This is a genomic window from Microbispora rosea (assembly GCF_044460045.1).
GTDB classification, from domain to species: domain Bacteria; phylum Actinomycetota; class Actinomycetes; order Streptosporangiales; family Streptosporangiaceae; genus Microbispora; species Microbispora rosea.
The window spans coordinates 928,259-950,552 of sequence record NZ_JBITJO010000001.1; the positions used below are offsets into that span (position 1 = coordinate 928,259).

Annotated in this window: 19 protein-coding genes; 8 read left to right on the forward strand and 11 right to left on the reverse strand. The window is 70.7% G+C overall.

Features of this window, described 5'->3' with window-relative positions:
• The first annotated feature begins 2 nt into the window (after positions 1-2).
• Positions 3-479, forward strand: a complete 477-nt coding sequence (locus ACIBK1_RS04495; RefSeq protein WP_396732262.1) for a hypothetical protein — start codon at positions 3-5, stop codon at positions 477-479.
• A 75-nt stretch (positions 480-554) separates the two neighbouring features.
• Complete coding sequence (gene hisC / locus ACIBK1_RS04500; RefSeq protein WP_396732265.1) at positions 555-1,616, forward strand: histidinol-phosphate transaminase; 1,062 nt, start codon at positions 555-557, stop codon at positions 1,614-1,616.
• Here hisC and ACIBK1_RS04505 read toward each other — a convergent pair.
• The 6 genes from ACIBK1_RS04505 to purD all read right to left on the reverse strand — a co-directional run bounded on the left by ACIBK1_RS04505 (position 1,613) and on the right by purD (position 8,493).
• Positions 1,613-2,062 (reverse strand): Clp protease N-terminal domain-containing protein, encoded by a 450-nt coding sequence (locus ACIBK1_RS04505; protein ID WP_396732269.1) that lies wholly within the window; start codon positions 2,060-2,062, stop codon positions 1,613-1,615. The genes hisC and ACIBK1_RS04505 overlap by 4 nt on opposite strands.
• 291 nt (positions 2,063-2,353) lie before the next feature.
• Positions 2,354-3,316, reverse strand: a complete 963-nt coding sequence (locus tag ACIBK1_RS04510) for an EamA family transporter (RefSeq protein WP_051761643.1) — start codon at positions 3,314-3,316, stop codon at positions 2,354-2,356.
• A gap of 36 nt (positions 3,317-3,352) precedes the next feature.
• Positions 3,353-4,597 carry a transcriptional regulator gene (locus tag ACIBK1_RS04515; protein WP_159454805.1) on the reverse strand — a complete coding sequence of 415 codons (1,245 nt, stop codon included), beginning with the start codon at positions 4,595-4,597 and terminating at the stop codon, positions 3,353-3,355.
• A gap of 262 nt (positions 4,598-4,859) precedes the next feature.
• The gene (gene murA / locus ACIBK1_RS04520) at positions 4,860-6,137 is read right to left on the reverse strand and encodes a UDP-N-acetylglucosamine 1-carboxyvinyltransferase (protein WP_030507723.1); all 1,278 of its coding nucleotides are present in this window, start codon (positions 6,135-6,137) and stop codon (positions 4,860-4,862) included.
• 174 nt (positions 6,138-6,311) lie between these two features.
• A complete protein-coding gene (locus ACIBK1_RS04525; RefSeq protein WP_396732272.1) occupies positions 6,312-7,160 on the reverse strand; it encodes a phosphoribosylaminoimidazolesuccinocarboxamide synthase in 849 nt (282 codons plus the stop codon).
• Positions 7,161-7,251: 91 nt separating this feature from the next.
• Positions 7,252-8,493, reverse strand: coding sequence for a phosphoribosylamine--glycine ligase (gene purD, locus ACIBK1_RS04530; protein WP_396732275.1), 1,242 nt, complete (start codon positions 8,491-8,493; stop codon positions 7,252-7,254).
• Between the two features lie 538 nt (positions 8,494-9,031).
• Here purD and ACIBK1_RS04535 point away from each other — a divergent pair.
• The 3 genes from ACIBK1_RS04535 (at position 9,032) to ACIBK1_RS04545 (ending at position 11,701) form a co-directional block, all read left to right on the forward strand.
• A complete protein-coding gene (locus ACIBK1_RS04535) occupies positions 9,032-10,102 on the forward strand; it encodes a magnesium and cobalt transport protein CorA (RefSeq protein WP_231513858.1) in 1,071 nt (356 codons plus the stop codon).
• Positions 10,103-10,290: 188 nt separating this feature from the next.
• Positions 10,291-11,487, forward strand: a complete 1,197-nt coding sequence (locus tag ACIBK1_RS04540) for a cytochrome P450 (protein WP_396732279.1) — start codon at positions 10,291-10,293, stop codon at positions 11,485-11,487.
• Positions 11,488-11,506: 19 nt separating this feature from the next.
• A complete protein-coding gene (locus ACIBK1_RS04545; RefSeq protein ID WP_030507728.1) occupies positions 11,507-11,701 on the forward strand; it encodes a ferredoxin in 195 nt (64 codons plus the stop codon).
• Positions 11,702-11,997: 296 nt separating this feature from the next.
• Here ACIBK1_RS04545 and ACIBK1_RS04550 read toward each other — a convergent pair whose 3' ends face one another.
• From ACIBK1_RS04550 to fbaA, 4 genes are all read right to left on the reverse strand, one after another.
• Positions 11,998-12,924 carry a glycerophosphodiester phosphodiesterase family protein gene (locus ACIBK1_RS04550; protein WP_036406278.1) on the reverse strand — a complete coding sequence of 309 codons (927 nt, stop codon included), beginning with the start codon at positions 12,922-12,924 and terminating at the stop codon, positions 11,998-12,000.
• 102 nt (positions 12,925-13,026) lie between these two features.
• Positions 13,027-14,310, reverse strand: a complete 1,284-nt coding sequence (locus ACIBK1_RS04555; RefSeq protein ID WP_396732283.1) for an adenylosuccinate synthase — start codon at positions 14,308-14,310, stop codon at positions 13,027-13,029.
• Positions 14,311-14,503: 193 nt separating this feature from the next.
• On the reverse strand, positions 14,504-14,926 hold the full coding sequence (locus tag ACIBK1_RS04560) for a DUF3151 domain-containing protein (RefSeq protein ID WP_030507731.1): 423 nt from the start codon (positions 14,924-14,926) through the stop codon (positions 14,504-14,506).
• 104 nt (positions 14,927-15,030) lie between these two features.
• The gene (gene fbaA / locus ACIBK1_RS04565; RefSeq protein WP_030507732.1) at positions 15,031-16,053 is read right to left on the reverse strand and encodes a class II fructose-bisphosphate aldolase; all 1,023 of its coding nucleotides are present in this window, start codon (positions 16,051-16,053) and stop codon (positions 15,031-15,033) included.
• 177 nt (positions 16,054-16,230) lie between these two features.
• Between fbaA and ACIBK1_RS04570 the strand changes: the two genes are divergently transcribed.
• Both ACIBK1_RS04570 and ACIBK1_RS04575 read left to right on the forward strand, forming a co-directional pair.
• Positions 16,231-16,911 (forward strand): DedA family protein, encoded by a 681-nt coding sequence (locus tag ACIBK1_RS04570; RefSeq protein ID WP_051761644.1) that lies wholly within the window; start codon positions 16,231-16,233, stop codon positions 16,909-16,911.
• 165 nt (positions 16,912-17,076) lie between these two features.
• Complete coding sequence (locus ACIBK1_RS04575) at positions 17,077-17,550, forward strand: hypothetical protein (RefSeq protein WP_396732286.1); 474 nt, start codon at positions 17,077-17,079, stop codon at positions 17,548-17,550.
• Here ACIBK1_RS04575 and pyrE read toward each other — a convergent pair.
• Complete coding sequence (gene pyrE / locus ACIBK1_RS04580) at positions 17,520-18,056, reverse strand: orotate phosphoribosyltransferase (protein WP_030507735.1); 537 nt, start codon at positions 18,054-18,056, stop codon at positions 17,520-17,522. The two genes, ACIBK1_RS04575 and pyrE, sit on opposite strands and share 31 nt — an antisense overlap.
• A gap of 188 nt (positions 18,057-18,244) precedes the next feature.
• Between pyrE and ACIBK1_RS04585 the strand changes: the two genes are divergently transcribed.
• Positions 18,245-22,051, forward strand: coding sequence for a sigma factor (locus ACIBK1_RS04585; RefSeq protein ID WP_396732289.1), 3,807 nt, complete (start codon positions 18,245-18,247; stop codon positions 22,049-22,051).
• Positions 22,052-22,294: the final 243 nt, after the last annotated feature.

Genomic DNA, 22,294 nt, shown 5'->3' on the forward strand with positions numbered 1-22,294 from the left:
CCATGACCCTCACCCGCTCCCTCGCAGGCGTCACCCTCGCAGCCGGCATTCTGGCCCTCGCTCCTCTCGCCACCGCGACGGCCGCCCAGGCCGCCACCGCCAAGTCCTGGGGCCCCTACTACGCCAGCGGGTCGAAGGCCAAGGTCAGCGGCTCGCTGATCGCCGCGGCCAAGAACGACCCGAGCCTGCCCGCGCCGTACGTCAAGGTCTCGGGCAAGGTCATCAGCCTGACCCACAAGTCGTCCATTTGTGGCTGGGCCCTGTTCCGCGTCAGCTACTTCGACGCTGCCAACAAGCCGCACCTGGCATACCGCAACTACCGCACCTGCTCGTACGGCGCGAAGAAGACCTTCGCCTTCACCGTCAAGAACGTCGGCGAGGTCGAGCTCAAGGTCTGCTCCGAGGCCAAGGCCGCCAAGCCGTCCCTCAACTGCCAGTACGCCGGCACCTGGAAGACGCTCTACGCCTACTACAAGTAAGCCCGGGGCCGGAGGGCCATCCACAGGGGGTGTGCGGGGTGCCGCCCGACCAGGCGGATCTCCTATCGTTAGGGCATGCCTCGATTCCGCTCGATCCTCGACACCGTGCCGGCCTACAAGCCGGGCAAGGCCGTGGTCTCCCCGGACGGCCGGTCCTACAAGCTGTCCTCCAACGAGAGCCCCTTCGGACCCCTGCCGTCGGTGGTAGAGGCGATCGCGCGGGCGGCCACGGAGGTCCACCGCTATCCCGATCCCGGCGCGGTCCGGCTGACCGAGACGCTCGCCGAGCGGTTCGGCGTGCCGTACGACCACATCGCGCTGGGCGCCGGATCGGTCGCGGTCGCCCAGCAGATCCTCGAGGCGGTCGGCGAGCCCGGCGCCGACGTGATGTACGCCTGGCGCTCGTTCGAGGCATATCCGTTGCTGGTCGGCCTCTCGGGGGCCAACGCGGTCGAGGTGCCGCTGCGCGACGAGACGCACGACCTCGACGCCATGGCCGGCGCCATCACGCCGGAGACGCGCCTGGTCTTCGTGTGCAACCCCAACAACCCGACCGGCACGGTGAACCGGGCCGACGAGCTCACGCGCTTCCTCGATCGCGTGCCCGAGAACGTCCTCGTCGTCCTCGACGAGGCCTACCGGGAGTACGTCAGGGACGCGGACGTGCCGGACGGCCTCACGTTCTACCGCGAGCGCCCCAACGTCGCCGTCCTGCGCACGTTCTCCAAGGCGTACGGGCTGGCGGGGCTGCGGGCCGGCTACCTGATCGGGCACGAGCCGGTGGCCGCGGCGGTCCGCAAGACGCTGCTGCCCTTCGCGGTCAACCACCTCGCCCAGGCGGCCGCGATCGCGTCGCTGCAGGCCGAGGACGAGCTGCAGGAGCGGGTCGAGACCGTGATCAAGGAGCGCACCCGGGTCAGGGAGGCGCTGCTGTCGCAGGGCTGGACCGTCCCGCCCACCGAGGCCAACTTCGTCTGGCTGCGCCTCGGCGAGCGCACGATGGAGTTCGCCGCGAAGTGCGCGGCCGTCGGCGTCGCCGTGCGCCCGTTCGACGGGGAGGGGGCCCGGATCTCCATCGGCGACCGCGAGGCCAACGACGTCTTCCTCGCCGCCGCCGAGGCGTTCCGGCAGTCCTAGCCGGCCGGGTAGTACTGCCGGACGAGCTCCTCCGTGGCCCGCGCCACCTTGTCGTCGTCGAGTCCGCACGCGACCAGGATCTGAGCCGCCACGCTCCCGTGATCGCGGAGGAGCGCGAGCAGGATGTGCTCGGTGCCGATGCGGTCGTGGCCGCGCTGCACCGACTCCTGGTTCGACGACTGGAGGACCGCGCCGGCCGCCGCGGTGTACGGCAGGAACTCCGGCGGGGCGGACTGGCCGTGGCCGACGATCTCCTTGACCCGGAGGCGCACATCCTCGAGGCTCAGGCCCAGGCTCGTGAGAACCTGGGCCGCCAGGCCACCGCCCTCACGGAGCAGGCCGAGGAGGATGTGCTCGGTGTCTATGGAGCCGTGACCGAGCGTCCGGGCCTCGTTCTGGGACAGGATGACGACCTGTCGCGCTCGATCGGTGAACTTCTCGAACATCCCGCGGTTCCTCGCAAAGCAGTGTCAGTTAACCCTTCCGGGTCCTGTCATGATCCGGTTGCGGCTGTGACGTTAGTGGACTTCTGTCTATTTCGCAGTCGGCCCCCATCGGGGCGCCCACTCCGGCCTCCGTGGGACGCTTTCGCATTTCTCGTGCGAATACCGCGGGATAATCGGCAGATCGCAGCGAAATCAGGTGCCTTATTCGGTCATGGCCTCGAATTGCCGATATCGCCCTCGTGCTTCACCGAGCCGGATCGGTCTCATGGGTTCCATCGAGCCGGATCGGTCTCACGGTTCGGAGGCCGGCTGGGACGCCGTGACGCGTCCGGCTCCCGCGGCGGTCTCCTCTTCCGGCGGCGTCGCGGGCCGGCCGCGGCGTTCGGTGGAGACGACCAGCGCGACCCCCACGACGATCAGGGCTCCCGCGACGAGCATGGCCGCGGTGACCGGTTCCGCCAGGACCGCCATCCCGAGGAGCACCGCCACCACCGGGTTCACGTACGCGTAGGTGGACACGAGTGAGATCGGCGCGTGGCCGAGCAGCCAGATGTACGACGTGAAGCCGACCAGCGAGCCCACCAGCACCAGGTAGGCCAGAGCCGTCCACGACTGCCAGCTCACCGTGGCGAGGTGCAGCCGCTCGCCCTGCACGAGGCCCATGACCAGCAGGGCGACGCCGCCCACCGCCATCTCGACCGTGCTGGCCACGAAGGGGTTGGCCGGCATCGGGATCCGCGGGGAGAGGAACGAGCCCACCGACCACGACAGCGAGCCCAGCAGCACCACGGTGATGCCTGCCCCGCTGCCGGACGCGCCGCCGCCCCTGAGCGAGAGGAAGGCGACTCCGGCGAAGCCCACCAGCACGCCGGCGAACGTCAGCACGTGCGGCCGGTCCCTGAAGACCGTCCTGAGCACGATCAGCCACAGCGGGGTCGAGGCGACGAGCAGCGCGGCCAGGCCGCTGGAGATGTGCTGCTCGGCCACGGCGACCATGCCGTTGCCTCCGGCGAGGAGCAGGAGCCCGACGAGCGCGGCGCTCCCGAACTCCCTCCACCGCATGCGGAGTGGCACGGCCCTGACCAGCAGGACCGTGCCGAGAACCAGCGCCGCCGCGACGAAACGGAGTCCACCACTCGTCATAGGCGGAAGGGTCTGGATGGCGATCGCGATGCCGAGGTACGTCGAGCCCCACACCACGTACACGGCCGCCAGCGCCAGCCACACCCGTGCGTCATGACCGTTTCGTTCCATGGGTCATGACAATAGACCGTCGCTTCAGAGCGACGATTACCGGTTCAGCTTCTCCACGATCAGCCGGTAGAGCTGTCGCGGCCGGCCCGGCTGAGGGGTGCGGTTGGGCGGAAGCGGCCACGCGAGTCCCTCGTCAACCAGCGTGCGCAGCAACCGCCTGGCCGTGCGTGGAGTCACCCCGAGCATGCGCCCGGCGCCCTCCGCGTCCACGACCGTGTCCCCGCCCTCCAGCTTGGCGGCCAGGCGCGCCAGCACCTCGACCCCCTTGGGCTTGACCGGACCGCCCGGCTGGGGCGGCATCCGGGGCGGCGGCACCAGTGCGCGCCCCTCCCGGTCCACCGCGAAACCCTGCGGCTGCTTGCCGCCCTGGGTGCGGGCGAGCGCGCCCCTGGCGTGCGTCTCGGCCTCGTGCGTGGTGCGGCCCATCCCCACACCCACCTCGACCGCCAGGCCCAGCTCCTCGCGGATCCGCGCGGCGAACGGCAGCACCCGGAACCCGTCCGTGGCCGCCGCGATCGAGCCCTTGGTCGCCACCACGAGGTAGCTGTGGTCGTCGATCGGCCACACGCTCGCATTGATCCGGTTGGCCTCCTGCACCAGCAGGCGGTGCAGCGACAGCCGCAGTTCGTCTCGCCAGTAGCGCGGCGCGGCCCGCCGTACGGGCTCGCGCAGCGTCGGCACCTCGACCAGCACGACCGTGAGCTGCGACTCCTCCAGCCGGTGGCGGGCGCCGAGCAGCGCCGCCGTGTGCAGTGCCGTACGGACGGCCGCGGAGGTCGGCCTGATCGGCACCACCGGCACCCCGGCGGCCGTCAGCCGGTCGGCCACGCCATGGACGCACGTGAGCGCGCCCGTCGTGGCCCCCTGGCGGAACAACCGCTCGTGGAAGGCCGTGATCGTGCCCACCGGGCCCGGCTCGTCACGGCTGTGCACCTCACCGGAGGAGAGGTTGAGGTCCGTGTACGCCTCGTCGATGTCCGGCCGGCCGAGCACGTCGAGGCTCACCCGGCGTGGATCGATCCGCTCGTCCAGTGCGGCCCGTGCGATCGCCGCCACGAGCGCGGCCCCGCCGAGCTGCACGTGCGTGGCCGGCATCGTCAGCACGCCGGCCCGCCGGGCGAGCTCGAAAGGCACCGGACTCGCGAACAGGCACGCGTCCACACCCGGACCGAGCCGGGTCACCTTGTCCGCCGCCTCCTGCTCATCCCGGTACGCGGCGGCGACCAGCCGGCAGGGCACCGGGGCAGCCGAGTGCCCCATGAGCATCACCCGCTCGACCAGATCATGCGACCCCACCACGCCGATGGTGAGGTCGGGTGTCACCGTGCCCAGACGTGACCCGCGCGGAGTGTCTTCCGTGCGTTCGACCAATGTTCGTCCCATCCCACGTCGCCCTCGTTGTTGTGGCTTCTCTTTGGAACGATCGCTGGTTAAGGCCGTAATGTCACGCCCAGATTTACCGGAATACCATTCTGGGTGGTCTGGGCGGTTCCGTAAATCGGAAGATCCGCGCTGGTCAGGGCATTAGTAAAGGTTTCCGGACTCAGCCCTCGTCCGAAGTGGAAATTTCACGCACCACATCTGCGCCGAGTGCCTGCATACGCTGGGCGAGCGCGGCGTGCCCGCGGTCGATGAGATATCCGGACCCGATCGTGGTCTCGCCCTCCGCGGCGAGGCCGGCGAGCACGAGCGCGATTCCCGATCGCAGATCGTGGGCCGTCACGTCGGTGCCGTGCAGCGGCGTCGGACCGTGCACGACCGCCCGGCTGCCCTCGACCTCGACGTTCGCTCCCATCTTGTTCAGCTCGCCCGCGAGCGCGAAACGGCCGTCGAAGATGCGCTCGTGGATGTAGCTGGAGCCCTCCGCGAGGCAGGCCACGGTCATCAGCGGCGACTGCAGGTCGGTCGCGAAGCCGGGGTAGGTGTCGGTGATGACGTTGATCGGCCGCAGCGGGCGGTTGCGGCGAACCTGGAGCACCGCGCCGTGGTTCTCGAACTCGACGCCCATCTGCTCCAGCTTCCACCGGACCACGCCGAGGTGCTCGAGGGAGGCGCCGACCAGGCTGACCTCGCCTCCGGTGATCGCCGCGGCCATCGCGAACACGCCCGCGTCGAGCCGGTCGGGCATGACCGTGTGCTCCACCGCGGTCAGCTCGTCGACGCCCTCGACCGTGATGAAGCCCGTGCCTCCGCCGCGGATGCGCGCGCCCATCCGGGTCAGCATCGTGATGACGTCGAGCACCTCGGGTTCGAGGGCCGCGTTCTCGATGACGGTGGTGCCCCGCGCCAGCGAGGCCGCCATGATCAGGTTCTCCGTGCCGGTGTGCGACGGGGTGTCGAGGTACAGCGGGGCGCCGATCAGGCCGCCGGCCTTGATGTGGATGACGGCCTCGCCCTCGTCCACCATCGCGCCCAGGCGCTTGTAGCCCAGGTAGTGGAAGTCGAGGTTGCGGCTGCCGAGGTTGCACCCGCCGATGCCCTCGATGATCGCCTCGCCGAGGCGGTGGAGCAGCGCGGGGACGAACAGCACCGACCCCCGGAACCGGCGGGCGATCTCCGCGGGCAGGACCGGGCTGGTCAGGCGGGAGGCGTCGATGACGAGCGTCCGCTCGCTCTCGTGGAACTCCACCTTCGCGCCCACGGCCTGAGCGAGCTCGACCGCCCGGCGAACGTCCTCGATGACGGGCACGTTGCGGAGCACCGTGCGGCCCTCGGCCGCGAGCAGCGCCGCCCCGATCATGGGCAGTACGGCGTTCTTCGCGCCCTGGATGAAGGCGGTTCCACGCAGTACGTTGCCACCGCGCACGCGGTAACGGACCATGAATTGCTCCTATTTCGGGGGAAGGATGGGGGACTCCCGTCAGCCGGCAGACCGACGCGTCGGCGAGGACGATCGGCCTAGAGTAGCCGCTGTTCCAGGAGTTTCGGGGAGGAACTACCCCTAGAACGCAGGGGGGAACGAGTCACTTGAGACTACTTGCGTGACCCCTGTGATTCAGCCGCGGAAGCGCTCGCCGGTGAGCCGCTCGTACGCCTCGACGTAGCGGCTGCGGGTGCGCTCGACGATCTCGCCGGGCAGCGGCGGGGGCGCCTCGCCGGACGACCTGTCCCAGCCCGATTCGGGGGACAGCAGCCAGTCCCTGACGAACTGCTTGTCGAACGACGGCTGGGAGTGGCCCGGCTCCCACTGGTCCAGGGGCCAGAAGCGGGAGGAGTCGGGCGTCAGCACCTCGTCGCCCAGCGTCAGCACGCCGTCGGCGTCCCAGCCCAGCTCGATCTTCGTGTCGGCCAGGATGATGCCACGTTCCAAAGCGATCTCGGCCCCGCGGTTGTAGACGTCGAGAGTGATGCGACGCAGCCGCTCGGCCACGTCCTCGCCCACCTCGGCCGCGACTTCCTCGTACGTCATGGGCTCGTCGTGCTCGCCCATCGGGGCCTTGGACGACGGCGTGAAGATCGGTTCGGGCAGCCGGGACCCGTCGGTGAGCCCCTCCGGGAGCGGTACGCCGGAGACGACGCCCTCTCTGCGGTAGTCCACCAGTCCTGAGCCGGTGAGGTAACCGCGTGCCACACACTCCACCGGCACCATCCGCAGTCTGCGGCACAGCACCCCGCGGCCGGCGAACTCCGCCGGGACGTCGGTCGAGACCACGTGGTTGGGGACCACGTCCTTGAGTTGCTCGAACCACCACAGGGACAGCCGGGTGAGGATCTCCCCCTTGTCGGGGATGCCGGGTTCGAGCACGTAGTCGAAGGCCGAGATGCGGTCGGAGGCGACCATCAGCAGCAGCCCGTCGGGGGTCTCGTAGAGGTCGCGTACCTTGCCGGAGTGCAGGTGCTTCACTCTTCCATCTTCCCAGCTCTCCACCGCGCATTGAGCAGGGGGAGAGCCCGCGGCCGCGCCTCGATACGCGGACATCACCGATCGTCGGGCGTCAGGAGGATGCGGCGGTCAGGGCGATGTCGGAGCGGTGGTGAGAGCCACGCATCGTGATCTGCTCCAGCGCCTCGTAGGCCCGGGCCCTGGCCTGGGCGACGTCGGCGCCCGTGCCGACCACGTTGAGCACCCGGCCGCCGTTCGACACGACCCGGTTGGTCCCGTCGAGGGTCGTGCCCGCGTGCAGCGCGTACGCGCCCTCGACCGTCACCGGGAGCCCGGCGATCGGGTCGCCCTTCACCGGGTCGGCCGGGTAGTTCTCCGCGGCGAGCACCACGGTCACGGCGGCGCCGTCACGCCACCGCAGCGGCGGATGCCCGGCGAGCGTGCCGGTCGCGCACGCGAGCAGCAGCCCTCCGAGGGGGGTCTCCAGCCGGTCGAGCACGACCTGGGTCTCCGGGTCGCCGAACCGCGCGTTGAACTCGATCACCCGGGGGCCGTCCGCGGTCAGCGCCAGCCCGGCGTACAGCACACCCGTGTACGGCGTGCCGCGCCGCGCCATCTCGGCCACGGTCGGGCGCACGATCTCGGCCATCACCCGCTCGGACAGGTCCTCCGGCGCCCACGGCAGCGGGGTGTAGGCCCCCATGCCGCCGGTGTTGGGGCCCTTGTCGCCGTCATAGGCCCGCTTGAAGTCCTGGGCCGGCTGCAGCGGCACCGCGTCCGTCCCGTCGCACAGGGCGAACAGCGACACCTCGGGGCCGTCGAGATACTCCTCGATGACGACCCGCCCGCACGCCCTGGCGTGCTCCAGGGCCTCCTCGCGGCTGTCGGTCACGACCACGCCCTTGCCCGCGGCCAGGCCGTCGTCCTTCACGACGTACGGCGCGCCGAACGCGTCGAGCGCCGCCGCGGCCTCCTCGTGCGTGGTGCAGGTGTACGCGCGCGCGGTCGGCACCCCGGCGGCGGTCATCACGTCCTTCGCGAACGCCTTGGACCCCTCGACCCGCGCCGCCTCAGCCGACGGGCCGAAGCAGGCGATCCCGGCGGCCCTGACGGCGTCGGCGACCCCGGCGACCAGTGGTGCCTCGGGGCCGATCACGACGAGGTCGGCGCCGAGGCGCTCGGCGAGCGCGGTCACGGCCGCCCCGTCGGTCGGCGTGACCTGGTGCAGGGTGGCCACTTCGGCGATTCCGGCGTTGCCGGGGGCGCAGTGGACCTCTACGACGGCGGGGTCGAGCCGCAGGGCCCGGCACAGAGCGTGCTCACGACCCCCGGAACCGATGACAAGTACGCGCACCCGACCATTGTCGCAGTGTTTGCCTGTCACACCTCCGGCGCGGTTTGTCTGCCGCTTCCCGCGCCGCGGCGCCGTGCTCGTCATGACGGCACCGTGCTCCTTGTGACGGCACCGTGCTCGTCACGACGGCTCGGGCACGCCCGGGCGGAGCGGTTGGGCGGAGCGGTTTGGGCGGGGATACACATCGATGGCCAGTTTGCTCGGGCTGTTTTTGGCAAGAAGTGCATGATCGACGGCACTTGACGCGGGTACCCTGGAACAGGTGTCCAACGGCTGTGTGGTAGGTTAGACAGGCTTCGCGCTGTCTCGTGGCGATTGGAGGTGGTCTGGGATGAATTCTGGTGATCCCGTCAGTACGTGCTCGCGCACGTACGTCGTGCGCATTCCCGACCACTCCGAAACTGAAGCCCGAGGGGCAGCTCACGCCTGTATGAAGGGGTGACATCGCGTCGCGCGTAGAGCGTGCCGGCTCGGGCGGGAAGGGACCGCCATGCGCTCCACTCTGCTCTTTCCCCGCATGAACAGGCACACCCGCGTAATGTCCGCCCACCTTGGCGCCACGCCCATGGACGTGGACCCGATCGTCCGCTGCGTGCCGCCCAGCAACTCCCTCGTCGAGTTCGGCGCGTACGTCGGCGGCGAGAAGGTCGACGCCGGCGGCATTCCCGAGGCCGTGCGCCTGGTCCGCGAGCACAACCAGGCCAACGAGGTGCCCGACGCGTACGTCTGGGTCGGTCTGCACGAGCCCGCCGCGCCCGAGGTCGAGTGGCTCGCCGACGTGTTCGGCCTGCACCCGCTCGCCGTCGAGGACGCCATCAAGGCCCACCAGCGCCCCAAGGTCGAGCGGTACGGCGACTCGCTGTTCGTGGTGCTCAAGACCGTCGCGTTCCTCGACCACGAGGTGTCGGCGGCGAGCAGCGAGATCATCGGCACCGGCGAGATCATGGTGTTCGTCGGGCCCGACTTCGTGGTGACCGTACGGCACGGGCGGCACTGTCCGCTCGGGGACGTCCGCGAGAAGCTGGAGTCGAAGCCGAAGCTGATCGGCCGCGGTCCCACCGGTGTCCTGCACGCCATCGCCGACCACGTCGTGGACAAGTACCTGCAGGTCGCCGACCTCATGCAGGCCGAGCTCGAAGAGGTCGAGGCGGCCGTCTTCGCGGAGGTCAGCTCCCGCGACATCAACAGGATCTACCAGCTCAAGCGCGAGATGCTGGAGCTCAAGCGCGCGGTCGGACCGCTCCAGACCCCCTTCAACGCCCTTCCCCAGCGGCGCAGCATCCCCTCCGAGATGCGTGAGTACTTCCGCGACGTCGGCGACCACCTGTCCCGCGTGTGCGAGCAGGTCCAGGCGTCCAACGAGCTGTCCGACTCGATCCTCCAGGCCGCCCTGGCGCGCTCCAACGCCCTCGCCAACGAGGACATGCGCAAGATCTCCTCCTGGGTGGCGATCATCTCGGTCCCCACGATGATCGCCGGCATCTACGGCATGAACTTCGAGCACATGCCCGAGATCAGCTCCTTGTACGGCTACCCCGTCGTGATCGGCGTGATGGTCGTCGCCTGCACGCTCCTGCATCGCGCCTTCCGCCGCAACGGCTGGCTCTGACCGCTCTTTTCCCCCGGGACGCCGCCCCACGGGCGTCCCGGCGGGCGTCGACGGGCTTCCGGAGACGCGTACGCTTCATGACCGGAATCATGAGCAATCAGTCATTGCGATATGTCAAATGATGTTGTTAGGTGGGGGGAGCGGGCCGCTCGACACATCGACCGTTTCCACTCTCGCAGGAGCGTGTCATGACAGAGGCGACACCCCGGCTGGCGACTTATCCCCTCACTCGGGAACGTGCTTTCGATCCACCGGACGAACTGGCACGCCGCCGCGCCGAGGCGCCGATCCAGCGAATGACGTACGCGGACGGGCACGAGGGCTGGCTGGTGACCGGCTATGCCGAGGCCCGCGCCATATTGGCCGACAACCGCTTCAGCACCCGCCCGGAACTGTTGCACTCGCCGATCCCCCAGCGTGGGGAGTTCCGCAGTGAGCCGCTGACGCCGGGGTTCTTCATCCGCATGGATGCCCCTGCGCACACCCGCTATCGCCGCCTGCTGACCGGGCAGTTCACCGTGAGGCGGATGAAGCAGCTCGAACCGAGGATCAGGGAGATCACCGAGAGCCGCCTCGACGCCATGGAACGCGAGGGCGCCCCCGCCGACCTCGTCGAGTCCTTCGCGCTGCCCATCCCTTCGCTGGTCATCTGCGAACTGCTCGGCGTGCCGTACGAGGACAGGGAGAAGTTCCAGCGCGACTCGGCCGTGCTGCTGAACCTGAGCTCCCCGATCGAGGACGTCCGGGCCGCGGTGCAGGATCTGTACTCCTACCTGCACGGTCTCGTCATGATGAAGGCGAAGGAGCCCACCGACGACATCCTGAGCGGCCTGGTCGCGGGCGGGGAGCTGACGAACGAGGAGATCGGCGGCGTCGGGCTGCTGCTGCTCATCGCGGGTCATGAGACGACCGCCAACATGCTCGGCCTCGGCACGTTCGCGCTGCTGACGAACCCGGACCAGCTCGCCGTCGTGCGGGACGACCCGGCCGCCGTCGAGAACGCGGTGGAGGAACTGCTGCGCTACCTCAGCATCGTGCACATCGGACCGACCCGTACGGCCCTGGAGGACGTGGAGGTCGGCGGCAGCCTGATCAGGGCCGGCGAGTCGGTGACGCTGTCCCTGGGGGCCGCGAACCGGGATCCCGAGCGGTTCGAGGGCGGCGACGCCCTCGATGTGAGCAGGCCGGCGCACGGGCACCTGAGCTTCGGGCACGGCATCCACCAGTGCCTGGGCCAGCAGCTCGCCCGGATCGAGATGCGCATCGCCTATCCCGCCCTGCTGCGCCGCTTCCCCAACCTGCGCCTGGCCGTGCCCGCGCGGGAGGTTCCGTTGCGGTCCAATATGGCCATCTATGGTGTGCACCGTCTGCCGGTGCTGTGGTGAGGAAGGTCGCTGGGGAACGATGAAGATCAAAGCGGACACCGGACGGTGTATCGGTGCGGGGATGTGCGTGCTCACGCTGCCCCGGGTGTTCGATCAGAGCGAGGACGACGGGACGGTCGTGGTGCTCGACGCCGAGCCCCCGGCCGATCTCACGTCCGCCGTGAACAGGGCCGTGCAGCTCTGCCCGTCAGGTGCGCTGTCCGTGGAGGAGTGAGGCCGCACGGGCCGTGTGACGGTGCTACGCGCTGGGCCGGGTGACGCTCAGCTACTTGACGCGCACGGTCCGATGCGCTTGGCTGGAAGCTGGCTGTGAAAGCCATTCTTGTGGGTGACCCTGGAGCCCCGCCTCGGTGGTTGAGACAACCGCCTCAGGGCGGGGCTCTTCCCTTGTGCCCGACCCTTGTGCTCGCGTTCCTTTGCTCGCGTCCCTTGGCGGCGTCCCCTTCGCCCGGGGCTCCGAGCGGTGCTTCGGGCTCTCAGTTTCGGGCTCTCAGTTTCGGGCTCCCGGTTTCAGGCTCCCACCGGGCGGAGCGGGGTCACCGGACCGGGCAGCGGCAGGCCGCGGGCCTTCCAGAGGCGGCGCATGCGGTCGGGGTAGTCGGTGACGATCCCGGCCGCTCCTAGGTCGATCAGCCGGGCGGCCTCGTCGGGCTCGTTGACCGTCCACACCACGACCGGCAGGCCCCGCCGGGCCGCCCCGGTCATCAGCGCCTCGTCGACGAGCACGCGGTCGGGGGACAACGCCGTCGCGCCCACCGCCGCGGCCGCCGCCGCGAGGTCGCCGCCGACCTCGCCGAGGCGGATGCCGTTCATCCAGGCAGGGATCATCGTGTCGCGCTCGACCAGGGCGTACCGCCGCTCGACCATGGGCCTGGCGGCCTCCAGGATGCGCCAGTCGAAGCTGAGCAGGGCCGACCTCGACAACCGGTCGTGCCGGTCGAGCTCGTGGACGACCTCCTCCACGAAGCGGCGCGGGTCGGCGCACAGGTCGGGACGGGTCGGATCGGACTTCAGTTCCACGTGGAGGCGCACGTCGTCGGCGCCGAGGGCGCCGATCAGGCCGAGCACCGCCCCGAGCGTCGGCATCCGGGTGTCCGGCAGCGGCACCTGCGTGAGCGCGAAGCGGTCGTCCGGCCGCTCGGGCAGCCGTACGCCGACGTCGAGGGTGCGCAGCTGCGGCAGGGTGAGCGCGATGATCGGCTTGCCGACGTAGGGGAACATCTCGTCCCCGGGAACGGCCATGCCCGTGTCGGCGCTGGTGACCGCGGACACGTGCAGGTCGTGGGTGAGCACGAGCTGCCCGTCCGCGGACATGGCGACGTCGAACTCGAGTGCGTCGACCCCCAGCTCCAGCGCGAACGCCAGGCCGGGCAGGGTGTTCTCGGGCCTCAGGCCCCGCGCTCCACGGTGCCCGTGCAGCTCAACGTATCCATGCACAGCGGCGTACCTTACCGCCTCGCCCGTCCGCGGCCCGGAACCCTCCGGTTCCGGGCGCGTACGCCACTGATCATGAGATAAGGGAGCGAATCCGGATGGTCCTCAGATGAGGGAACGAATCTGAATGGTCTGCGTGCGGCCCGGGCCGACGCCGATGGCGGAGATCGGGGCGCCGCTCATCTCCTCCAGCGCCCTGACGTACGCCTGCGCGTTCGGCGGCAGGTCCTCGAACGTCTTGGCGCCGGTGATGTCCTCCTGCCAGCCGGGCAGCTCCTCGTAGATCGGCGTGGCGTGGTGGAACTCGGTCTGCGTCATGGGGATCTCGTCCTGGCGGACGCCGTCGACGTCGTACGCCACGCAGACCGGGATCCGCTCCAGGCCGGACAGCACGTCGAGCTTGGTCAGGAAGAAGTCGGTCACGCCGTTGATCCGGGTGGCGTACCGCGCGATGACCGCGTCGAACCAGCCGCAGCGGCGGTTGCGGCCGGTGGTGACGCCGTACTCGCCGCCGGTCTGGCGCAGCCAGTCGCCCTGCTCGTCCAGCAGCTCGGTCGGGAACGGCCCGGACCCCACGCGCGTGGTGTACGCCTTGAGGATGCCGATGATCCTGGTCAGGCGGGTGGGCGGGATGCCGGAGCCGGCGCAGGCGCCGCCGGAGGTGGGGGAGCTGGAGGTCACGAAGGGGTAGGTGCCGTGGTCAATGTCGAGCAGCGTGCCCTGCCCGCCCTCCAGCAGCACGACCTTGTCCTGGTCGAGCGCCCGCGAGAGCACGAGCGAGGTGTCGGCGATGTGGGGGCGCAGCCGCTCGGCGTAGCCGAGGTACTCCTCCAGCACCTTCGCCGGGTCGAGCCCGCGGCGATTGTAGATCTTGGTGAGGATCTGGTTCTTCTCGCCCACCGCGGCCTCGATCTTCTTGCCGAGGATGCCGGGGTCGAGCAGGTCCTGGACCCGGATGCCCATGCGGTAGATCTTGTCGCCGTACGCCGGGCCGATGCCGCGGCCGGTCGTGCCGATCTTGGCCTTGCCGAGGAAACGCTCGCTGACCTTGTCGATGGCCTTGTGCTGGGGCATGATCAGGTGCGCGCTGGCCGAGATCAGCAGCCGGTCGCAGGAGATGCCCCGCTCGGCCAGCCCGTCGATCTCGCTGAGCAGCACGCCCGGGTCGATCACCACGCCGTTGCCGATCATCGGGACCACGTCGGGGGAGAGCACGCCCGTCGGCAGCAGGTGCAACGCGTACTTCTGGTCGCCGATGACGACGGTGTGGCCCGCGTTGTTGCCACCCTGGTAACGCACGACGTAGTCGACGTCACCGCCCAGCAGGTCGGTGGCCTTCCCCTTGCCCTCATCGCCCCACTGGGCGCCAACGAGAACGACAGCCGGCATGGTTTAACTCCCGCACCAAGACGAAAGCCCCTGACGCAAGCGCGGCAGGGGCCTCTTGCACACAGAGACTACCTGAGGGGCATGCCGAGGGTGAACGGAGTCTTAAGTCCCGAGACGGCCGAACCGTCCCGTATGTGGCCCCGTTCTGGCAGTTCGTCCAGGAGTCATCCCGGCAATTCGTTCAATTAGTCGCTCAGGAGTTCGCGGTGAGCGCCTCCGCGGCCTCCTGGCTGCTGTCGCGAAGGAACTGGGCGCAGCGCTCGGCCTCGTCCTTCTCACCGATCGCCTGGGCCGCCCGGGCCAGGGCGTTCAGACAGCGCAGGAACCCCTGGTTCGGCTCGTGCTCCCACGGGATCGGCCCGTGCCCCTTCCAGCCCGCCCGGCGCAGCTGGTCGAGACCCCGGTGGTAACCGGTCCGTGCGAAGGCGTACGAGGTGACGGCGTGACCCGCGGCGAAGTAGTCGTCGGCGAGAGCGGCCCAGGCCGCCGAGTGGGCGGGAAAGCGGGCGGCCACGTCTGCCGCCTTGGCGCCCGACTCGAGCATCTGCCGCGCCTCGGCGTTGTCCGGCAGCAAGGTGGGCGGCGGGCCGGCAAGGAGGTTCTCGTGCGATTCCATGGGGACAGTCTTACCTGTCCAAGAGCCGCAGGGGTATGGCGTCCCGGCGGGAACCGAAGACCGATACAAGAATGGAGCTTCGGGTTTCCCGCCGGGCCGTTCCCTTACTTGATCTTGGTGCCCGCGGACTTGAGCTGCTGGCACGCCTCGACGATGCGCGCGGCCATGCCGGCCTCGGCCGCCTTGCCATACGCGCGAGGGTCGTAGGCCTTCTTGTTGCCGACCTCGCCGTCGACCTTCAGCACGCCGTCGTAGTTGCGGAAGATGTGGTCCACGATCGGGCGGGTGAAGGCGTACTGCGTGTCGGTGTCGATGTTCATCTTCACGACGCCGTACGAGATCGACTCGCGGATCTCCTCCAGGGTGGAGCCGGAGCCGCCGTGGAAGACCAGCGAGAACGGCTTCTCCTTGCCGTACTTGGCGCCGACGGCGTCCTGGATCTCCTTGAGCACGCTCGGGCGCAGCTTGACGTGGCCCGGCTTGTACACGCCGTGGACGTTGCCGAAGGTGGCGGCCACGATGTAGCGGCCACGCTCGCCGAGGCCGAGGGTCTCGGCGACGGCCAGAGCGTCCTCCGGCGTCGTGTACAGCTTCTCGTTGATCTCGCCGACGATGCCGTCCTCCTCGCCGCCGACGACGCCGATCTCGATCTCGAGGACGACCTTGGCGGCCGCGGTCTTGTCGAGCAGCTCGTTGGCGATCTGGAGGTTCTCGTCCAGCGGCACGGCGGAGCCGTCCCACATGTGCGACTGGAACAGCGGGTCCTGGCCGCGCGCGACGCGCTCGGCGGAGATCTCCAGCAGCGGGCGGACGAACGAGCCGAGCTTGTCCTTGGGGCAGTGGTCGGTGTGCAGCGCCACCGTCACCGGGTACTTCTCGGCGACCACGCGGGCGAACTCGGCGAACGCCACCGACCCGGTGACCATGTCCTTCACGGTGGTGCCGGAGAGGAACTCCGCGCCACCGGTCGACACCTGGATGATCCCGTCACTTTCCGCCTCCGCGAAGCCGCGCAGCGCGGCGTGCAGGGTCTGCGACGAGGTCACGTTGATCGCCGGGTACGCGAAGCCGCCCTCTTTGGCGCGGTCGAGCATCTCGGCGTAGACCTCTGGAGTCGCGATAGGCATGCGAAGTCATCTCCTTCTGACGGTATGCGGCGTGGCAAGTATCCCGAAGCCCGGGCCGATCGGGAAAGCCGGGTATGTGGGGTACCGGGAAAGCCGCGGTCATTCCGCGATTCACGGTTTTCCACAGGCCCTGCCGCTTCTCAGTCTGATCTCATCCAGGACAGGTAGGCTCGCCCCGTGGACGTGCTCTTGGACCTTCTTGACCCGAAGTGGTGGCTGAGCATGCTCGGCGCCTTCGCGACGATCGGCGTCATCGCCATCGTATTCGCCGAGACGGGGCTGCTCGTCGGGTTCTTCCTGCCCGGTGACTCACTGTTGGTCACCGCTGGAATTTTCAGCACCGTCGCCGCCGCGGAGGGATTCGGGATCGCGCCTCTGTCACTGCCCACTCTGCTGATCGGCGCGCCGCTCGCGGCGATCGCGGGAGCGCAACTGGGCCACCTCCTGGGGGCGAAGGTCGGCAGGAGGATGTTCGACAAGCCGGACTCCCGGCTGTTCAAGAGGGAGCACGTCGAGAAGGCGGAGTACTACTTCGAGAAGTTCGGTCCCGCGAAGGCGGTGGTCGCCGCGCGGTTCATGCCGATCGTCCGCACCTTCATGAACCCGGTGGCCGGTGTGCTGGAGATGGACGCGCGCCGTTTCTTCGTCTGGAACGTCCTCGGCGGTGTCGTCTGGGTCGAGGCCCTGCTGCTGCTCGGCTATTTCCTCGGCAGCAAGGTCGAGGGCATCGACAAGTACATCCTTCCCGGGGTTTTCGTCGTCATCCTCCTGTCGGTGATCCCGATCGTGCGCGAGGTCATGAAGAGCCGCCGGGCCGCCTCCGCCGTCCCCAAGGGCCGCCACCACGCTCCCCGGTGACGCCCCCCCGGCGGGGCCCCCGGTGGGGCGCGCCCGCCGTGGGCCGGCGCCTACGGGGAGTCGGTGCCTACGGGCAGTCGGCGGGTGACCTGCGGGAAGGCGTCGCCGCACAAGAAGTGACCGGTCAGTACTGAGATATGCCTCACACCCGCTACTCTCCCGATTGTGGGACGCCACAGGTCTGATCCCCTTGGTATCGCCAGGCTGGCGCTGGTCGGCCTGGTGGCCGTGCTGCTGCTCGCCGTCATCGTGGTCGGCGCGAGAGCGCTGCTGTCCACGTTCGGCTCGGAGGAGCCGGCCTCCGGCGCGGCCTCCACCTCGTCGGCGCGGCCCTCCGCCGCGCCTTCCGCCGAGCCCTCCACGCCTCGTGTGCCCACCGTCCGCGTGGTCTGCCGGGCCGATCGGTGTCCCGTGTTCGTCCGGGTGCCCGGCGGCGACGTGCTCATCGACCGGGACCTGGCCCGGGGCGAGGAGGCGTCCTACTTCCAGCCCGAGCTCGACGTCGTCCTCGACGACGCGAGCACGGTCCAGATCTTCGAGAACGGAACCGTCAGGTCCCCCGGGCCGGCCGGTGAGCGGCAGGCGTTCAGTGTGAAGCGGTCCGCGGGTCAGGCGAGCGACAGATCGGCGAGCGAGTAGGCGGAGCGGTACGGAACGCCGGTCGCGGCCAGCGCCTCGTCGCCGCCCCGGTGCACGATCGTCGCGATGCCCACGACCTGTGCGCCGGCCTCGCGCAACGCCTCCACGGCGGTCAGCACGGACCCGCCCGTCGTGGTGGTGTCCTCCACCGCGAGCACCCGGCGCCCTGCGACGTCCGGCCCCTCGATCCTGCGCTGCAGGCCGTGGGCCTTGCCCGCCTTGCGCACCACGAACGCGTCGAGCGTGCGGCCGCGGGCCGCGGCGGCGTGCAGCATCGACGTCGCCACCGGGTCGGCGCCCAGCGTGAGTCCGCCGACCGCCTCGTAGTCCAGGTCCTCGGTGAGGTCCAGCATCACGCGGCCCACCAGAGGGGCCGCCACGCCGTCCAGGGTGATGCGGCGCAGATCGACGTACCAGTCGGCCTCCTTGCCGGAGGACAACACGACCCGGCCGTGCACGATGCCCTTGTTCTTGATCTCGTCCAGCAGTCTCTCGCGGTCACTCATGAGCCTCAGCGTACGGCCGGTCCCGTGGTGCGGGCCGTACCGGCCAGGTGGTCGCGTGTGGCGTGCGGTGATTACTGAGAGTAAAGATGCTCCAGTGGTTTAGCCAGGACATGGGCTGCGGAATGTATCGCCGTGCAACTCATCGTAATCGCGAGGTCGCAATGCGTAGAGAAGTCCGGCATACCGACATGGAACTGCTTGAGGCCGTGCGGGGAGGCGACACGGCGGCCTTCGGGACGCTCTACCGGCGGCACTCGGCCGCCGCGCGGTCCCTGGCGCGGCAGGTCGTGCAGGGCGAGGACGCGGTCGAGGACCTCCTCGCCGAGACCTTCGCGAGGGTGCTCGAAGCGATGCGGCGGGGCGGCGGGCCCGCATGCGCGTTCCGGCCCTACCTCCTCGCGTCGGTGCGCCGCTACGCCGCCGCCGGGGTGGCCGATCTGGCCGACGGCGACTCCCTCTACGTGGACCCCGAACTCACGGGGCTGGAGCGCTCGCCGCTCGCCCGCGCGTACCGCTCGCTGCCGGAACGCTGGCGCGCGTTGCTGTGGCACGTGGAGATCGAGGGCGGCAGGCCCGCCGACGCGGGCCCGCTGCTCGGCCTGTCGGGCAGGGCCGCGGCCCTGCTCACCCGGAGGGCCCGTCAGGGCCTGCGGGAGGCGTACCTGCGGCTACACCTGGAGAACGGCCCACGTGCCGAGTGCCGGCCGATCCTGTCCATGATCCTGCGCTATGTCGAGAACGGCCTGCCCAAGCAGGAGGCCGGCGCGGTCGACGCCCACGTGGCCGAGTGCATCGACTGCCGGTCGGTCTTCCTCCAGTTGGTCGATCTCACCCAGGAGCTGCGGGCCGTCGTCGGTCAGCTCATCGCCGGGCCGGCCGTGGACGACTACCTCGCCGACCTCGCCACCGCGGCCGCGACGGGCCCACGGTCGTACGGCGGCGGCGTGACGGGCGGCAGCGTGAGGGGCGGCGGCGTGAGAGGCAGGGTGGGCGCCGGGGCACGGGCGCGGCTGGAAGCCGTACGCCATCACATCGGGGCGTTGACGAGCCGTGCGGATCGCCGCATAAGGGGCGGCGTCCGGGTCGCCCAGGGCGAGACGGGCCCGGTGGGGCGTACGCGTGACCGCGTGGACGGGCTGCTGCGTGGGGCGTACGGCCGGGCCAGGACGGCGACCCGGCGCGCGTGCGCGAGGGTGAGCGCGGCGCCGGGGGCGGTGTACGGCCGCGCGCGGGTGATGACGAGGCGTGTGTCCGCCAAGGTGGGCCCGAGGGTGAGCAAGGTGGGCCCGAAGGTGGTCAGGGCGCCGCGGGTGGCGTTCGCCCGTGCGCGGGCGGCGCTGGCGCGGCTGTCCGCCCTGGTGCGGAGCGTGCCGACGCCGCATCGGGCGGTGCTGGGAGGCGTGGCCGTGGCCGCCCTCGTGACGGCCGCCTTCCTGCTCGTCGCCCAGCCGACGGGCGTGCTCTTCACCGGCGGCCCGGGAGGACAGGACGGGACACGGGCCCTGGACCGCCCGCAGCCCGCGGACAGCGCCGCCTCGCGTTCGCGGGCCGCCACCGGCCACACCGAAGCGGCGGGTGTCCCGTCTCCCTACGACCCGCGGAGGTCGAGCGCGCAGGCGTCTCCGACGGCCGTGAGCGCCCCGACGCCGCAGACCGCCGACGACCCGGTGGCAGGGAGCGGCGCCGACGGGTGGAGCGGGGGCATCGCGCTCGGCATGCCCGAGATCACCGGCAGGGTGACGCCCGGTGCCGATCGGCGGTCGCCGCAGGAGGAACCCGCGGCCCAGGCAGACCCGGCACGGGCGGGTGACAATCTTCCGGTCCCACGTCGCGACGACGGACGACCGGCGGCCTCGGGCGCTGAAGGCCGCGAGGGCGGACAGCACGCGGGTGCCGGCCGGGAGAGCGGTCGCCTCACGGGTGGCGGACAGGGCGGCATCAGGCAGGGCGGCAGCGGGCAGACGGGCAGGGGGCAAACGGGCAGGGGGCAGGGCGGCAGCGCGCAGGCGGACAGAGGACAAGACAGCAGGGGGCAGGGCAGCAGGGGGCAGGCGGGCAGGCGTCCGGTGAGCGAGCCGGATACGACCACCGTCGTCGCCGGTCGCGAGCGGGATTCCCGCCCTGGAGACGCCGCAGGGGCCTCGGCTCCGGAACGGCAGCAAGTGCGTGGCCGGCTCTCCCGGCGCCCCTACCAGGACCATCGCGCCCAGGCCCCCGGGCAGGCCGGTGTCCAGGGCGGCGGTCAGGCCCGATCGCGGGACAGCGTCCAGGGCGGTGGCCAGGCCCGATCGCGGGACAGCGCCCAGGGCGGTGGCCGGGCGAGATCGCAGGGCACCGGCCCAAGCAGTGCCCTGGTCCCGGGGCAGGGGGGTGTCCACGTCAGCGGTCAGGCCCGATCGCGGGACAGCGCCCAGGGCGGTGGCCAGGCGAGATCGCAGGGCACCGGCCCAAACAGTGCCCAGGCTCGCGCGCAGGCCCAGGGCCGCGCTCAGACCGGCGCTCGGCAGACGCCCGAGCGGGCTCGTGAGCGGCACGAGTCGCAGGCAGGCGGTCCGGCCACCGATCGCACCTCACCTGAGCGGCCAGGGACCGCTCAGGGTCGCCGGCAGGCCGCGGACCGCGGCCGTGAGGCCCGTGAGCACGCCCGAGCAGGACAGAGCGGCACCGGAGCCCACGAGGCCGCACAGAGCGGAAGGACCGCAGAGAGCGGAAAGAAGGCGAAGCAGGCGCTCGTCGCCGCCGTCGATCCGCTCGGGGCCCTGCTGCGCGGCCAGTCCGGTCTCGTCGCCGTACGGCTGCGCAACGCGGGCGGCGCGGCCACCGGCGAGGTCGCCGCCACGGTGACCCTCCCGCCCGGCGTCCGCTACCTGGGGCAGGACGGGCGCGATGCCCGGGGCCGGGCGGCGGGCGACGGCTGGTCGTGTGGGGCGTCGGGCCGCTCGGTCGCGGGCCGAACGACGGGCCGAACGATGGGCCAAACGGTACGGTGCGTCCGGGGACCGCTCGCCGCCGATGAGGTCACGGCGATCTTCCTGAAGGTGGCTGTGGCGGCGGACGCGTCCACGGGACGGGCTATCACGGTGCGGATACGGTCGGGGCGGCTGGAGACCACCGCCACATCGACCGTGGGGGTGCGCGCCTCGGGCGCGGCCGCGCGCTTCGCCGCGGACGGCCGCCTCCTCGCCCGGGTCGTCGGCAACGCGCTCGTGAGCTCCGCCGGGTCGGCCGTTCCCTGCGGGGCCGCCACGGGCGGCCGGGGTCGTGACTCGGGTACCAGCGTGCCGGTCGACCTCGACAGGGACCCCTCGACGCGTACGTCCAGTTGCGCCGATCTCGACCTGCCCGCAGGGAGCCGGGTGTTGTGGGCGGGCCTCTACTGGTCCGGCGGCGGCCGGGGGGCGGTTCCCGCGGGTGACATCCGGGTGCGTGCTCCGGGTGCGCCCGGATACGCGACCCTGCACGCCGCCGAGGTCACCCGGCGGGATCTGCCTGCCGGGTCCGGTTATCAGGCGTTCGCCGACGTGACCTCTCTCGTCCGTACGGCCGGCGGGGGCCGCTGGTGGGTCGCGGGCGCCCCGGCGCGTACGGGACCGGTCCGGCACGCGGCCTGGGGCCTGGTGGTGATGGCCGAGGACGCGCGGCAGCCGTACACACGGGCCGTGGTTCTGGACGCCGCGGCGGTCATCGGGAGCGAGGAGAAGGCCCTGCGGCTCCCTCTCGACGGCCTCGCCCCGGACGGCGCGCCCGCGCGGATCGACCTGATGGTGTGGAACGGCGAGGGGGTCAGGGCGGGGGTCGTCACGATGAGCGATCGCGCTCGCGGGGACGGGGAGGACCGGAGCCGGGAGGGTGTCCTCGGCGAGGAGGACGCCGGAGGCGTCGCGGTCGACACCCTTCACGCCCTGCTGGGACCCCACCCCGCACTCCAGCTCGCCACGCGGCGCGACCCCGTCTTCTTCGGCGTCGCGGTCGTGAGCGCGAGGACGTGGTCTTGACAGCCTCCCCTTGCTGTGGGGATAGATTTCCAGCCCTTCACCGGTCTTTCCCATGCGCGTTTTCCATACCAAATTGGTGAGAGGCGATACCCGGACAAACTGGTACGGTCGGCGTGAACGCTTCCGATCTCAGGGTTGTGGGCGTCCTGATCCCCCCACCAGGCGGGCGAGGGCTGAATCGCCGGGAATCACCCTCGCGGGAAGACACCCTTGTCTACCCTGAGAGAGCCACGTAGGAAGGGC